The following is a 15,078-nucleotide window of genomic DNA, read 5'->3' as shown; positions in this document are numbered from 1 at the left end:
TGCACGCCAGTGAAGTGGCGCCCGCGCAGCATGCGCCTGAACTTGCGTGGCGAATGGTGACGGGCGAGGATGCCGAAACGCGGGCGATCCGTCAGAACGTGATCCTGCTGCAAATCCCCGTGATTAATCCGGACGGGCTCGACTGGATCGCGCACTGGTACACGGGGAATGTGGGCACGGCATACGAGCAGGCTCCCCTGCCTTGGCTGTATCAGAAATACGCGGGGCACGACAACAATCGCGACTGGTTCATGCTGAATCTGCAGGAGACGCGGAACGTCACGCGACTGCTGTTTCAGGAATGGTTTCCGCAGATTCTGTACAACCAGCACCAGTCGCCGCCGTTCCCCGCGCGCATTTTCATACCGCCGTATGCCGAGCCGCTGAATCCGAACATCCCGGCGGCGGTGATGGAGGGGATCAACGTCATCGGTATGACGATGAAGGAGCGGTTCGCGCGCGAAAACAAGCCGGGCATCCTTTCTTATTGGGGCTACGACGGCTGGTGGAACGGCGGCCTGCGATCCGTGCCGGCTTTCCACAATATGCACGGGATTCTCACGGAAGTGGCGGGCACGAGCTTCGCTTCGCCGCGGACTTATCGGGAGAGTTCGCTGCCGCACTCGTTTCCTAACGGATATCCCACGCACGAACCCACCATCTTCTACGAGATGCCGTGGCGCGGCGGCCGGTGGAGCGTGCGCAACGCGATCGATTACATGCTCACCGCGGATTACGCCATCCTGACGCACGCCGCAATGCGCCGGTCTGATTTCCTGCTTAAGGCGTGGCAGATGGCGCGCGCCGAGATCGATGAGGGGAATCGAGGCAATCCGTACGCTTATGTCGTTTCACCCAAGCAGTGGGATCAACCAACCGCGCTGGAATTTCTGGAACGGCTGGCGGCATCAGGCGTTGCCGTCGAGCGCGCGCGGGCGGCGTTTCAGGCGGGCGGCAAGTCGTATCCGGAGGGCACGTTCGTGCTGCGGGCCGGCCAGCCATTCCGGCCATACCTGATGGATCTGGTAGAGCCGCAGAAGTATCCCGAACTGCGTACGGGCACGGGCGGGCCTACCAAGCGTCCGTACGATATCGCGGGATGGACGCTGAGCATGCAGATGGGGGTGGTGCTCGATCGCATCGTAGATCGGTTCGAGGCGGATCTGGAACCGCTCGCTCGCATTCCAGAGGCGCCGGCACACGCTCTCGACCATCGCGAGAACGCTTCGTTTCTGGAGACCGCGACGAGGCTGGAAAAAGGCGAGCGGATGGGCTGGACAGCCGACGGCGCAATCGTGACGGGCGGCGACAAATCCGCGTACGAGTTGCATATCCCGCGGGTGGCACTTTATGTACCGTGGCTCGCCAACGCTGATACCGGCTGGACCGAGTGGCTGCTCGATCATTACAAGATCAAGTACACGGAACTGCGCAACAAGGATTTCGACGGTTCGGACCTGCGCACGCGTTTCGACAGCATCATCCTGGCGCAACAAACGGCGGCATCGATTATGCACGGCGGGACGTCGGACACGCGCGCGGGGCGGGAGAACGGAAGACAGCGTCCCCAGTATACGGGCGGTATCGGATTGAAAGGTGTGGAACAGATTGAGCAGTTCGTGCGGGCGGGCGGCACTCTGATCGCGCTCGATCAGGCAACCGAGGTGCCGGTGCAGTTCTTTCAGATTTCGATCCGCAATGCACTGCGGCCGGCCGGGAGTGCATCGCCCGAAGGCGACGCGCAGGCGGCCGGCGCCCGGCCGGATTTCTATTGCCCGGGCTCGCTGCTGCGGCTGAGCGTCGACAACACGCAGCCGCTGGCGTTCGGGATGCCCAAGGAAGTGATCGCCTTTTCGACGGGCGGCGAGGCGTTCGACGCCCCGGACAAAGAGGCGCATGCGGTCGCGCGCTTCGCCGAGAGCAACGTGCTCGCCAGTGGCTGGCTTTCCGGAAAGAAGGAGATCGCCGGCAAGGCAGCGCTGGTCGAAGTGAAGTATGGTCGCGGGCAGGCGGTGTTGTTCGGGTTCAGGCCGCAGTTTCGCGGTCAGCCATACGGCACGTTCAAGTTCCTGCTGAATGCGATCTACCTGGCGTCGTCCAAGGCGGCGAATTAGTGTAATGCTCGCCCTGGCCTTTCCCGAGTCTGAACCGCTCGCGGTGGGGCGGCCAATCTTAAACGCGGACCGGCTTTCAGGCCAGTCCGGCAGGGTAAAAGGCGGCTGCGGGCAGGATTGCCCGCCACACAACCACTGCCAGCAATTCTTCCACAGGAGAGGAGACTAGATGGCGCGGGCTCTTGTCCTGTTCGACATCGATGGCACACTGGTGCGGCGCGCGGGGCCGCATCACCGGCAGGCGCTGGTCGATGCGGTGCGCGCCGTGACCGGCGTCGAGACCACTACCGACAGCATTCCGGTGCAGGGCATGCTCGATCCGGACATCCTGACCCTGATGATGCTGAATGCAGGCATGGAACCGGCGGCAATCCGCGAAGCGCTTCCGGAGGTAATCGAGCGCGCGCCGGAGTTTTATTTGCACAGCGTACCGGATATCCGCGACAAGACCTGTCCGGGCGCCCGCGAGTTGCTCGACGAATTGCAGAGTCGTGAAGTGCTGTTGGCGCTGGTGACCGGCAACCTGGCTCCGATCGGCTGGCGTAAGCTACAGCGCGCTGGACTCGACGGTTACTTTCGTTATGGCGCATTTGGCGAGATGGCGAAGGATCGCGCGGGCTTGGCGAAGGCGGCGATCGAACGGGCGCGCGTAGAGCATCAGATCGCGCCGCAGACGCCGGTGTCGCTGATCGGCGATGCGCCCGCGGATATTATCGCGGCCAAGGCAAACGGCATCCGTTCGATCGCGGTGTGCACAGGGTTGACGTCGAGGGAGGAGTTGGCGGCACACAACCCGGATATACTGGTCGAGGATTTGCGGCAAATCGCCGCCGAAGCACTGCTCCGCTAACCACGGCTTGGCTGCACCGTCTAATGCCGATATGGCCAGAGTCGCCCAGGATCTGCGTTTCGCTCTGCGCGCCATGCGCCGCAGCCCGTTGTTTGCCGCGGTGGCAGTGTTATCGCTGGCGTTAGGCATTGGCGCCAATACCGCCATTTTCACGCTGATGGATCAACTCATGCTGCGGCTGCTGCCGGTGAAGAATCCCGAGCAACTGGTGATGCTCTATCAGCAGGGAGCCCACAATGGCAGTAACATGGGGCGGCGCATGCATTCCTACCCGATTTATCAGGATTTTCAGCAGAAGGCGGCGCCGTTCTCGGAGGTCCTCTGCCGTCGGCTGGTAAACACCTCGATCAGCGTAGACAATCAAACGGAGCGGGTCGATGCGGAGATGGTGTCGGGCAATTATTTCACCATGTTGGGTGTGAATGCAGCGATTGGCCGCGTCTTCAGTTCCGAGGCGGACGACCGCGTCTACAACGGGCATCCGGTCGTGGTCTTGAGCTACGATTACTGGGCCAGCCGATTTGTAAAGAATCCCACGGTCGTCGGCAAGAAAATTCTGGTCAACAATTATCCGATGACGATCGTGGGCGTCTCGGCCGCCGGATTTGCCGGCCTGGACCCATCGCGCTCGCCGCAGATCCGGGTTCCGGTGCTGATGAAGCCGGCCATCCTGCCGGAATGGACGTGGTTTGATGCAGGCGACCGGCGCGCACGCTGGGTGCAAGTCTTTGCGCGGCTCAAACCGGGGTACACGGTGGAATCGGCGCGGGCGCCCCTGCAGACCCTGTTCACGCAGATTCGTCAATACGAAACCACGCTGCCCGGAGCGAGGAACTGGAGTTCCTACTCGCGGACACAATTCCTGCGCGGCACCGTCCACCTCGAGAAGGCCGCGACCGGGTATTCGGACCTGCGGAATCACTTCTCCACGGCACTGGTCGTACTGATGTCGATGGTGGGTCTGGTGCTGCTGATCGCGTGCGCCAATGTGGCAAATCTCCTGATTGCCCGCGCCTTTGCCCGTCAGAAAGAGATCGCCGTGCGGCTGTCGATGGGTGCATCCCGCTGGGCGTTAGTGCGGCAGTTGCTCGTCGAGAGCCTTTTCTTATCCGCTACCGGCGGGATTATGGGCGTGGCGCTGGCGATCGTCATGACCCGCGGCCTGGTGGCGTTGGTGCCGGCGGAAGGGAATCCGCTGCTGATTCGTTCCACCCCCGATCTGCGAATCCTGCTTTTCGCGCTGGCGCTGACGTTTCTCACTGCACTCGTGTTCGGTCTGGTACCGGCGTTGCGCGCCAGCCGGCCGGACCTGGCCCATACACTCAAGGATGCGGTGGGATCGATTGCCGGATCCGGCGGGTCGCTGTTCCTGCGCAAAGGACTGGTGACCGCGCAAGTAGCGCTGAGCTTCCTGCTGTTGTTCGGCGCTGGATTATTCGTGCGCAGCTTACAAAACCTGAAAGCCAAGGACACGGGCTTTCGCGAACTCGACAACCTGGTGACGTTTCAGGTGAATCCGGCGCTGAACGGATACGACAAACCGCGCGCCGTGCACTTCTACCGCGAGCTACTGCAAAACATCCGGGCTTTGCCCGGTGTGCGCTCGGCGGCCGTGGCCACGGTAGCCCTGCTGCACGGCGACGAGTGGGACAACGGGACGTTGGTGGAAGGCTACCAGGCCAAAGACGGCGAGGACATGCAGGCTTTTATGAACGCGCTCTCGCCGGGATACTTTCAAACGATGGGAATCCCGATTCTGGAGGGGCGCGACTTCGACCAGCGCGACGTCAAGGAGAATGCCAAGGTCGCCATCGTCAATCAGCAGTTCGCCCGGCATTTCTTCAAAGGGCGGAGCGCCGTAGGGCGTCATATCGGACAAGGCGGCCCGCGTTCGAAGCTCGATATAGAGATTATTGGCGTTGCCGCGGACTCGCTTTATGAAGGTCCTCGCGAAGGAGTTCGCCGCCAGGTATTTATTCCACAATGGGGCAATGGCGGAGTGACGTTTTACGTGCGCACGGCCATGAGTGCGCCTGGTGCGTATGCTGCTCTGCGGAACGAGGTAAAGAAGCTGGATGAATCTTTGCCGGTATACGAGGTGAAGACTCTGGCGGCGCAGCTCGATGAAACGCTGTTGACCGAGCGGCTGATCGCGCTCCTCTCGGCAGGATTCGGTTTGTTAGCAACGCTGCTCGCATCGGTCGGCTTATATGGCGTGATGGCGTTCGCGGTGGCCCGGCGCACGAAAGAGATGGGTTTGCGGATGGCGCTCGGGGCGCAGCGAGGCGCGGTCATCTGGCTGGTGATGAAGGAAGTGCTGCTGCTGTTGACGATCGGCCTCGGGATCGGGCTACCGGCGGCGGCCGGCCTGGGACGGTATGTGGCCGGTCAGCTCTATGGAGTGGAGCCAGGGGATCCCTGGATCGGTGGCGCGGCGGTTCTCCTGTTGTCGCTCGTGGCAGCCGCAGCCGGATGGATTCCAGCGCATCGCGCCAGCCGGATCGACCCGATCCTGGCGCTCCGCTACGAGTAGCGACCCGCATTCAGTTCCAGGTCGAAGGCCGCGGCACCGGAGAGCCGGCGGAGGCGCGAGAGTGGAGTTCACCAAACGCGCGCATCCGCGACGATCGGGTTGGTTTCCGGCACACGTTCAAACTTGCTCCGAAGCACCTGCCCGACCTTAATCACAACGGCTGCCAGCCAGATCGCGGCCAGAAAAATCATCACTTCCACAGAGATACTGTTCCAACTTCCGAAAACCAGATTAAGAATCCATGTCGTCATGACCTGAATTTACTGCGAAAAATGTTGGTCTTCAAGAGATTTTGTTCCGTTTTCAGAACAGACCTGGCTAGGAGTACCCAGTTTAATAACCGAAGTTAATTCAGAAAATAGGTGCGATACAGGGTGTCGCGCTGCTTGGGGATGAAGCCGGCGTCGCGAATCAGGCGGCGGAGCTCTTCTTCGGTGGAGCAATGATGGGCGCCCGCGGCCGAGACAACGTTCTCTTCGATCATGATGCTACCGACGTCGTTGCCGCCGAAGCGCAAGCCGAGCTGGCAAGTCTTGAGCCCTTGCGTGACCCATGACGATTGCACGTTCTCGAAATTGTCGAGATAAATGCGCGAAATCGCCAGCGTCTGCAGGTACTCCACGGCCGTCGCTTCCTCTTTGATGAAGCGGCCGAGGCTGGTGTTCTCGCGCTGGAAGGTCCACGGGATGAACGCCGTGAATCCGCCCGTGTCCTCCTGAATGCGGCGCACGATCTCGAGGTGATTCATGCGCTGCTCGAGCGTCTCGCCGCAGCCGAACATCATGGTCGCTGTGGTCCGCATGCCGAGCGAATGGGCGGTGCGATGCACGTCAATCCACTCGCTGGTGTTGCACTTCAGACGGCTGATGCGATGGCGCACGCCGTCGTCCAGGATCTCGGCGCCGCCGCCGGGGATGGAGTCGAGGCCGGCATCGCGCAGGCGCATGATGGTGTCGCGGATGGTGAGCCCGTTCAGCTCGGCGAAGTGGATGATCTCCGAGGCCGAGAAGCAATGCAGCCACACCTGCGGGAAGCGCTGCTTGATGCCGCGCAGCAGGTCTTCGTACCACTCCAGCTTCAGACCGGGATGCAGCCCGCCCTGCATGAGCACGCCGGTGCCGCCGAGTTCGACCGTCTCGCGGATCTTGTCGTAGATCACGTCGAAGTCGAGCACGTACCCCTTCGCAGCGCCGGGGCCCTTGATCGGCGCGTAGAACGCGCAGAAGGTGCAGTACTCGGTGCACAGGTTGGTGTAGTTGATGTTGCGGTCGATGATGTAGGTGACCACGCCCTCAGGGTGCAGCTTGCGGCGAAGCGCGTCGGCTTCCATGCCGATGCCGATGAGGTCATCGGAGCGGAACAGGTCGAGGGCCTGGGCGTGGGTGAGAGACATTGAATATCGGGTCATCGGGCCATGGAACATTGGTCCGATACAACCTTCGATTGTAAGAGCGCGGCCCGCATCATCGCAAATCAACGGGCCGGGAGGCGATTCTCAGGCGGCAGCCTGCTCCGGCGCGCCGCGCTGTGCGACTTCTTTGCGTTTCTGATGGCGCGTCCAGAGCCATCCGATGAGCGCGGCGCCGACCGAGAAAATCACGAACGACACAATCACGAGTATTTCGTTCTGCCGGAGGACGCGGATGATGTGGCGTCCGTAGTGCTGCGCGAGCCAGACGATGATTCCGTAACGCAGCACTCGGCCGGAGCCGAGCGCGAGCAGGAATTTGCGCCGCGGATACTGCAATGCGCCGGCGCCGACCACGAGCGGAACCATGGGCAACGGCGGCGGGAGCAGCGCGCCGATGAACAATGCCCAGAAGCCGCCCTTCTCGAATCCCTTAACGAGCTTCTCGACTTTGCTGTGGGGCAGGCGTTTCTCCAGCGCCTCCTGGCCGCCTTTGCGGCTGATGCGATAGGTGATCCATGCGCCCAACAGCGCCGCGGCCGTCGCCATGAACCAGTAGTAGGGCCACCATTTCGGGTTTCCGGCGGTGAGGACGATGGTGGCGAAGTCGAGGCTGCCCGGCAGCGGGACAAAAGACTGATCGACGATGCCGATCAGGATCAGGCCCGGTCCACCGAGGTGAACCAGCCAGCGCAGATTGAATTTGAGAACAGCGAATTCCGTCATGGCCGCCGGGACCGATGCACACCCCGGAGCGCATCGGGACCACCTGAGGTTGGATGCAGGATCAGAAAGAATGCGGTGGGAAGGAACTTCCTCCCACCGCATAGGTGCATTGCTCAGGGTCGGAGGTTGCGCACGCGACTGACTTCTGCGTTGAAGCTGACTAGGCCCCCACTCCCGATAGCTTCGAGCAGTCGCTGCTTGGCGGTACCCTGAAACGCATCGTCTGAGATTGACGGCCGGAGAAACGACCGGAGGGCAACTTCACCTCCCGACTGAAGCGCCGCGAGTGCGCGACCGTACACCTCAATGATACGGGTACGTTTTGCAACGAGATAGTTGTTAAAGTCCTTTGCATCTGGGCCAAAGCGACTCCCGTCTCCCAACTCAAGATAAGCAACTGTAACGACGACGCGCTGGATGACATCCTTGCCACCTACGGAGAATCTTACTGGCTCACGAATTGAGGCCCGCGGAGCGAGCAAGCCCGTTGGCGAGATCCAATTGTCGGCGTACACAGGAATCCGGCGTACCGAATCGCCGCTATAGATGTCCCACCATAGCTCATAAGCGACGACCTTCTGATCGCCCAAGTTCTCTACCGAAACAGAGACTTTGTTGAGCTCCTGAGGAGAGAGAGAGTAGCGGATGTCTGAGATTCCGAGCGGAGCGTTTGTCGGATTGGAAATCTTGACGATGCCAAAGGATTCGGGAACCCCAGTCGCGGGCTGTGCTGATAGGCTGGCGAGCAACAGCGTGCTCGGGACGCTATTTCGAATGCTGGCGACTGATGTACATCCAATCCAACTCTTCGGTCGCAATTGTGTTTGGTTTCCCGGCCTTCCGCTGCATGACATCTCTGAGCAGTTGATTCCGTTCGTAACACTCTGTTTGCAGCAGGATCCGACAGTTTGGCAGCTGCCACCGTGATATGAGCAGGATTCGGTGTTGTCGGCGGCGTTACATTCGCAGCTCGCCGAAAGCCCATTCTGTGGGCAATCCCAAGTTGCTGTGCACGCGGGCTTGCCGGCGGCATCGTCCTGGCTCCAACAGATGCACGGCACCAGTATGACCAGCGCCGGTGCGGCCCAAATGTAAGTCCATCTGAAACTTCCCTTTGGCACCATATCTTTCGCCTCCAGATCGGTGTCCGGAGGCGGGAACATACCTCCCCCCCAAAAAAAAGAAAGCGCAATCATGCGTCACAATTTGGCGGATTCAAGCGCCGTCCTGAAGGGCGATTCGTTAGTCGGCAGTGCGCTCCTAGTACTTCCCGCGGTGCACCGCTGGCGAATCGCTGTTTGCAAGCCCAAGAAAACCCAACTCTGGCGCAGGGGGGAGCAGGCGCTCTTCGGCGGCGTAGCGCAGGAACAGGTGCAGGCCGGCTAGGTTTTCCGCATCGAGCTGGAAGCTGATGCTTTCGGTCAAGTATCCGCGCACGGCTTCTTCCGAAATGCCGACGCGTGGCGCCCACTCGCGCGCCAGCACATCAATGCTGGCGGGCTGGAGGCCGTGGTCGCGCGAGAGGCGGAAGTGCGCGGGCATGTTGGGCTGCAGGGCCTCGGCCCGAACCGCCCAGAAGGCGAAGACGAAGGGCTTACCGGTCATGCGGCGCCACTCGGCGGCAAGATCGAACACGCCGTAGCGCGTGGCGTCTACGCGCAGGGCCGAGTCGCCGATGAGCAGCGCGGCGTCGTGCGCGGCGAGCATGGCGTCGAGATCAGGCTCGGCGCGCGTGAACTCGCGCGGCGCGCCCTTGGCGTTCGCCGGGAACCAGCGGCGCAAGAGCAGGTCGCAGAGCACGACCGATGTCCGCGAGCTGACGTCGGCGGCCACGGTTTCGACTTCCTCCAGCGGCTTGCGCGCGATGAGCAGGATGCTGCGCACCGCATCTTTCGCCGCGATGCAGACGTCGGGCAGAATGACCAGGTTGGGAATGCTGAAATACGTCACCGCGGGGATCAGGCCAATGTCGGCCGCGCCGGAGCGCAGCGCCTCGGCGCACAGTGAGGGAATCGTGTAGCTGATGTCGTATTCGCGGCCAAGCGGGGTACGCTCGAAGTCCCACATCAGCGGCGCGGTGTTGAGAAACGAGATCGCCGAGACGCGCGGGCGGGGCATGGGCGAGGGAATTCTAGCAGGCGGCGCGCGACGCATGACTGCGCTTGCACTTCTACCCGCAGGCGTGTAAAAGGCACGCCTCATGTCGACTCCCGCGGGTTCTCCGGAAAAGATGCTGTACTGGCTGGCGCTGGCGCAGGCGCCGCAACTAGGGCCGGCGCGCGCGAAGAGACTGGCCGAGTCGCTGGGCGGGGTGGCCAGTGTGTTTCACGCATCGCTGACCGAGTTGGAAGCAGCCGGGCTGCATGCGGCGTCGGCACAGGCGATCTTCAACGGCAAGGCGATGCAGGCGGCGCAGGAAGAGCTGGTGCGGGCGGCGTCGGCCGGGGCGCAGGTCGTTGGCCTCGATGACGCCGCGTATCCGGCGCGCCTGCGGCAAATCTACGACCCGCCGCTGGTTTTGTACGTCCGCGGCAACGTGGAAGCGCTGGCGCAGCCGGGAATTGCGGTGGTCGGGACCAGGCACCCCACCCCCTACGGAGTGGGCATGGCCGAACGGCTGGCCTGCGACCTTTCGGCCCGCGGCCTCATCATTATTAGTGGGCTGGCGCGCGGGGTAGACTCGGCGGCCCACCGGGGCGCGGTCAACGCCAAGGGGAAGACCGTGGCCGTGCTGGGCACCGGCGTTGACGTGGTTTATCCACGCGAGAACAAGCCCCTGGCCGAGAGCCTGCTCGAAATCGGCGGCGCGCTGGTCAGCGAATTTGCTCTGGGCACGTTTGCCGCGCCGCAGAATTTTCCCATTCGCAACCGGATCATCAGCGGGCTCGCCCTCGGCGTGCTGGTCGTCGAGGCGGGCGAGTACAGCGGCACGCGCATCACGGCGCGCATGGCGCTGGAGCAGAACCGCGACCTGTACGCGGTGCCGGGGAACGTGACCAACAAGACCTCATGGGGGCCGAACACGCTCATCAAGCAGGGCGCCAAGCTGACCGCGACATGGGAAGACGTTTGGGAGGAACTCCCGCCGGATGTGCGACTTGCACTGACCCCGGCGGAGGGCGCTGAAACCGAACGGGGGGCTGCCGCATCTCTATTCAGCGACGAACCGTTAAGTGATCACGAACGCAGTGTCTTTCGCCTCCTGAAAGCGGACGAGTCAACCCACATTGACGAGATCGTGCAGGCACTCGAGACGCAGCTCTCGTCGTCGGAGATTTTTGCGGCGCTGTTTGAGCTGGAGCTGGCGGGGAAAATCCGTCAATTGCCGGGCAAGAATTACGTCAAGGCGTTCTGAAAGCGCTCCTTCAACCCGTTCGCTCGCTGCAAGTGCTTCAAGCGAAGAGCCAAGAGCCAGCAGCCAAGGGCGCGCTTGTTGTTGAAACGAGTACCGCGATTCGCCACGCTTGCAACTTCCGTGCTAGTTTGTCGTTCTTAAGGGAACCAGAGAGGGAATATTGTCGAAGATTTTGTCAAAGGGTTTAGTCATCGTCGAATCGCCGGCCAAGGCGAAGACCATCCAGAAATATCTTGGCAGGGGCTTCACGGTTGAGGCGTCGCTGGGGCACGTCAAGGACCTGCCCAAGAGCAACCTCGGCGTGGACATTGAAAACGATTTTGAAACGGACTACGTCGTTATTCCCGGCAAGGAAAAGGTCCTTGCCAAGCTGAAGAAGCTGGCCGAGGGCGCCGATGCCATCTATCTGGCGCCCGATCCGGACCGCGAAGGCGAAGCCATTGCCGCGCACCTGGCCGACGAACTGGGCGGCAACGGATCGAAGAAGAAAAAAGCGAAGAAGGCGGCGGCCAACGGACGCGAGATCCATCGCGTCACGTTCAATGAGATCACGCAGCGGGCGGTGCGGGAGGCGTTCGAGCATCCGCGCACGATTGACCGCAACCTGGTGGACGCGCAGCAAACCCGCCGCGTCCTCGATCGGCTGGTGGGCTACCAGATTTCGCCGCTGCTGTGGGACAAGGTCCGCCGCGGGCTGAGCGCGGGCCGGGTGCAGACCGTCGCGCTGCGCCTCATCGTGGAGCGCGAGCGCGAAATCAAGGCGTTCCAGAAGACCGAGTACTGGACGCTGGACGCGCACCTTGCCGCCGGCAAGCCGCCGGCATTCGACGCGCACCTGGTGGGCGCCAATCCCGAAAAGAACGTGGTCCCCGACGCGGCCACGGCCGAGCGCCTGAACGCGGCGCTGGAAAAGGCCGAGTGGACCGTCACCGGCGTCGAGAAGAAGGAGCGCCGCCGCAGTCCGGCGCCGCCGTTCACCACGTCGAAGCTGCAGCAGGATTCGTCACGCAAGCTGCGCTTCAGCGTGAAGCGCACCATGATGCTGGCGCAGCGCCTGTACGAAGGCGTGGAACTCGGCGAAGAAGGCTCGGTCGGCCTGATCACCTACATGCGCACCGATTCGGTGAACGTGAGCAAAGATGCGCTTGCCGAAGTGCGCGAATTCATTCCGCAGCAGTTCGGCGCCGCATTCGTGCCCGAGCAGCCGAACTTCTACAAGTCGCGCAAGGCGGCGCAGGAGGCGCACGAGGCGATCCGGCCGACTTCGGTTGCGCGGCATCCGGATTCGATCCGGCAATATCTGAAGGACGACGAGTACAAGGTCTACAAGCTCATCTGGCAGCGCTTCGTGGCGTCGCAGATGACGCCCGCCGTCTTCGACCAGACGGTGGTGGACATCGAGGCGCGCACCAATGGTGACGCGTATCCGTTCCGGGTTACCGGTTCCGTCCTGAAGTTCGAAGGCTTCCTCAAGGTTTATGAGGAGTCGAAGGAAGGCAAGGACGAGGAAGATGAGGCGCTCCGTCACAAGCTGCCTCCGCTGGAAGCGGGACAGAAGCTCGCGTTGCGCGAGCTGAAGCCGGAGCAGCACTTCACCGAGCCACCGCCGCGCTACAACGAGGCGTCGCTGGTGAAGGAACTGGAAGAGCGCGGCATCGGGCGTCCGTCCACCTACGCGGCGATCCTCACAACCATCCAGGAGCGGCAGTACGTGCAGAAAGTCGGGGGCAAGTTCGTGCCGACCGAGATCGGGCTGGTCGTCACCGATCTGCTGGTGGAGAACTTCCCCGACATCTTCGACCTGCAATACACCGCGCGTTTGGAAGAAGAGCTGGACGACATCGAGGAAGGCAAGGAGCAGTGGACCGACGCGCTGGGCGAGTTTTACAAGAAATTCGAGAAAGACCTGAACTATGCCCGCAAGCACATGGAGAACATCAAGCGGATGGAGAAGCCCACCGAGGAGAAATGCGAACGGTGCGGCTCGCCGCTGGTGATCAAGTGGGGCAAACACGGGTCGTTTTACGCGTGCTCGTCGTACGACAAGAACGATCCCAACAGCTGCACGTTCACGAGAGAAAACCCGATTGACTTGCCCGACCTTGACTCGGCCGACATGCAGGAGACGTCGCAGGAGGAATACTGCGAGAACTGCGGGCGTCCGATGGTCCTGAAGCGCGGACGCTTCGGACAGTTCATGGCGTGCACCGGGTATCCGGACTGCAAGACCACGCGCCGCCTGGACCAGGGCAAGAAAGTTCCGGACATTCCGCTGGAAGAAACCTGTCCCAAGTGCGGGCGCAACATGGTGCTGCGCCACGGGCGCTACGGTGAGTTCGTGTCGTGCTCCGGGTATCCGGAGTGCAAGTACATCAAGCAGAACTTCATCGGGGTGAAATGTCCGGAGTGCAAGGACGGAGACCTGGTGGAGAAGAAAGCACGCAAGCGCGGGAACAGCTTCTACGGCTGCTCGAATTATCCGAAGTGCAAGTTCACCTCGGCGCACAAGCCGATCGCGGAGAAGTGCCCGCAATGCGGCAGCGAGTACCTGGTGGAGAAGAACCTGAAATCAGGGCTGGTGATTGCCTGCCCGAAGGGGGAGTGCGACTACTCGCGTCCGCTGGAGGCCGTCGCGGCTTCATAAGCTGCTATAGTCCCGGAAATTGGTATAGTGAAGTGCGCGCCGAGGGCGCGCACATTGCTTTTGCCGGGAGAAATCATGGCTAAGAAGCCCACACCCACCGATGCCGACCTGATCCTGAAGCTGTATGACCTGCGCCGCGAAGCGGTTATGCGCAATGCGCGCCGCTACATGGGCGGCGAATTCTGGCCTGCCAGCGCCGACGATGTCATCGCGCTCCTCAGCAATCCCGCTGATCCCAACAACGCCTTCATTCGCCAGGTGCTCGGTTACTGGGACATGGCGGCGTCGCTGGTGGTCTTCGGCACGCTCAACGAGGCGCTGTTCGTGGAAAATGCCGGCGAGATGTTTTTCTACTACGCCAAAATCAAGCCGTTCCTGAAGCAGATCCGCGAGCGTTTTCCGACCGCCATGCTGAACATAGAGAAAGTTGCGGAGCGCACACCGCAGGCGCGCAGGAAGCTGGAAGCCGTGGCGCGCAACGTGGCCCTGGTACGCGAAAAGCGGATGGGAGCGGGAAGATAAGGGAGTTTCAAGTTTCGGGTTTCAAGTTTCGAGATAAGGCGCGGTGCAACTCGAAACTTGCAACCTTGAAACTGCAGTTACGCGATGTATTCCCTGATGTACTCGTCCCGCGTCTCCACCAGCTGTTCCGCGGCGCCGTCGAAGATTACGCAGCCGTCGCGCAGGACCAGGAATGTCGTCTCCACGTCCGTGGTGGAGTCCCGGCCGATGGGCACCATCTTGTTCTGTTTCGTGTCGAAGCAGTTTGTGGCCATCACGAACGCGTCCTGCAGGCGGTGCGTGACCATGAGCGCGGTGGTCTTGTAGACGTCGCGCTGTTTCAGGATGAGCTCGATGATGGTGGTTGACGTGATGGGATCGAGCCCGCCGGTGGGCGAGTCGTAGAGAATGACCTCCGGCCGCGTGACGATGGCGCGCGCGATGGCCACGCGGCGCCGCATGCCGCCGGAGAGTTCGGACGGAAACATGTCGAGCGTGTGCTCCAGCTCGACGAATCGCAGCGCCTCCGCCACGCGCTGCTCCACTTCCCCGGCGCTCAAGCTGTGGTCTTCCATCAGGCGGTAGCCCACGTTCTCCCGCACGGTGAGTGAATCGAAGAGCGCGCTCTCCTGAAAGACCATGCCCACGCGGCTGCGGAGGGCGAATAGGTCCTGTTCGGTCATGGCCGTCACTTCCTGGCCGAGCACCCAGATGCGTCCGCGGTCGGGGCGAAGCAGCCCCAGCGCCAGCTTGAGGATGGTGCTCTTGCCGGAGCCGGCAATGCCCAGCAGGACTTTCGTCTCGCCGCGAGTGAGCGCGAAGGAAATGCTCTTCAGCACTTCGTTTTCTTCGAACGAAATCGCCACGTCATCGAAGACGATGGCCTTGTCTTCGGCGGGAAACGGCGCCGGGGCGGGCAGATCGGCCGGATGGGTGATGGACGACAT

General features: G+C 62.0%; 12 protein-coding genes. 6 read left to right on the top strand and 6 right to left on the bottom strand.

Annotation, left to right across the window (positions count from 1 at the left end; all coding sequences use genetic code 11):
• The 3 genes from VFA60_11340 to VFA60_11330 form a co-directional block, all read left to right on the top strand.
• On the top strand, positions 1-2,114 hold a 2,114-nt coding region (locus VFA60_11340; protein HZQ92379.1), incomplete at its 5' end, for a M14 family metallopeptidase.
• Positions 2,115-2,283: 169 nt separating this feature from the next.
• The gene (locus VFA60_11335; protein ID HZQ92378.1) at positions 2,284-2,964 is read left to right on the top strand and encodes an HAD family hydrolase; all 681 of its coding nucleotides are present in this window, start codon (positions 2,284-2,286) and stop codon (positions 2,962-2,964) included.
• A gap of 31 nt (positions 2,965-2,995) precedes the next feature.
• Positions 2,996-5,497 (top strand): ABC transporter permease, encoded by a 2,502-nt coding sequence (locus tag VFA60_11330; GenBank protein ID HZQ92377.1) that lies wholly within the window; start codon positions 2,996-2,998, stop codon positions 5,495-5,497.
• 68 nt (positions 5,498-5,565) lie between these two features.
• Here the strand turns inward: VFA60_11330 and VFA60_11325 are convergent, their stop codons facing one another.
• From VFA60_11325 to VFA60_11305, 5 genes are all read right to left on the bottom strand, one after another.
• Entirely contained in the window at positions 5,566-5,748 is a 183-nt protein-coding gene (locus VFA60_11325) for a hypothetical protein (protein ID HZQ92376.1), read from the bottom strand.
• A 95-nt stretch (positions 5,749-5,843) separates the two neighbouring features.
• Positions 5,844-6,905 (bottom strand): cyclic dehypoxanthinyl futalosine synthase, encoded by a 1,062-nt coding sequence (gene mqnC, locus VFA60_11320; GenBank protein HZQ92375.1) that lies wholly within the window; start codon positions 6,903-6,905, stop codon positions 5,844-5,846.
• An 87-nt stretch (positions 6,906-6,992) separates the two neighbouring features.
• Complete coding sequence (locus VFA60_11315; GenBank protein ID HZQ92374.1) at positions 6,993-7,631, bottom strand: VTT domain-containing protein; 639 nt, start codon at positions 7,629-7,631, stop codon at positions 6,993-6,995.
• A 113-nt stretch (positions 7,632-7,744) separates the two neighbouring features.
• Positions 7,745-8,380, bottom strand: a complete 636-nt coding sequence (locus VFA60_11310) for a hypothetical protein (protein HZQ92373.1) — start codon at positions 8,378-8,380, stop codon at positions 7,745-7,747.
• A 511-nt stretch (positions 8,381-8,891) separates the two neighbouring features.
• Complete coding sequence (locus tag VFA60_11305; protein HZQ92372.1) at positions 8,892-9,749, bottom strand: menaquinone biosynthesis protein; 858 nt, start codon at positions 9,747-9,749, stop codon at positions 8,892-8,894.
• An 82-nt stretch (positions 9,750-9,831) separates the two neighbouring features.
• Here VFA60_11305 and dprA point away from each other — a divergent pair, with 82 nt between their 5' ends.
• The 3 genes from dprA (at position 9,832) to VFA60_11290 (ending at position 14,152) form a co-directional block, all read left to right on the top strand.
• Entirely contained in the window at positions 9,832-10,986 is a 1,155-nt protein-coding gene (dprA, locus tag VFA60_11300; protein ID HZQ92371.1) for a DNA-processing protein DprA, read from the top strand.
• A 172-nt stretch (positions 10,987-11,158) separates the two neighbouring features.
• Positions 11,159-13,630 (top strand): type I DNA topoisomerase, encoded by a 2,472-nt coding sequence (gene topA, locus VFA60_11295; protein HZQ92370.1) that lies wholly within the window; start codon positions 11,159-11,161, stop codon positions 13,628-13,630.
• A 75-nt stretch (positions 13,631-13,705) separates the two neighbouring features.
• Positions 13,706-14,152: a hypothetical protein gene (locus tag VFA60_11290; GenBank protein HZQ92369.1), complete on the top strand. Its 447-nt coding sequence runs from the start codon at positions 13,706-13,708 to the stop codon at positions 14,150-14,152.
• Between the two features lie 77 nt (positions 14,153-14,229).
• Here VFA60_11290 and VFA60_11285 read toward each other — a convergent pair whose 3' ends face one another.
• Entirely contained in the window at positions 14,230-15,078 is an 849-nt protein-coding gene (locus tag VFA60_11285; protein ID HZQ92368.1) for an ATP-binding cassette domain-containing protein, read from the bottom strand.

This window comes from Terriglobales bacterium (assembly GCA_035651995.1).
GTDB lineage: Bacteria > Acidobacteriota > Terriglobia > Terriglobales > Acidobacteriaceae > DASRER01.
Note: the sequence above shows the minus strand (reverse complement) of the source record. Positions and strands in the feature narration are given on the sequence as shown.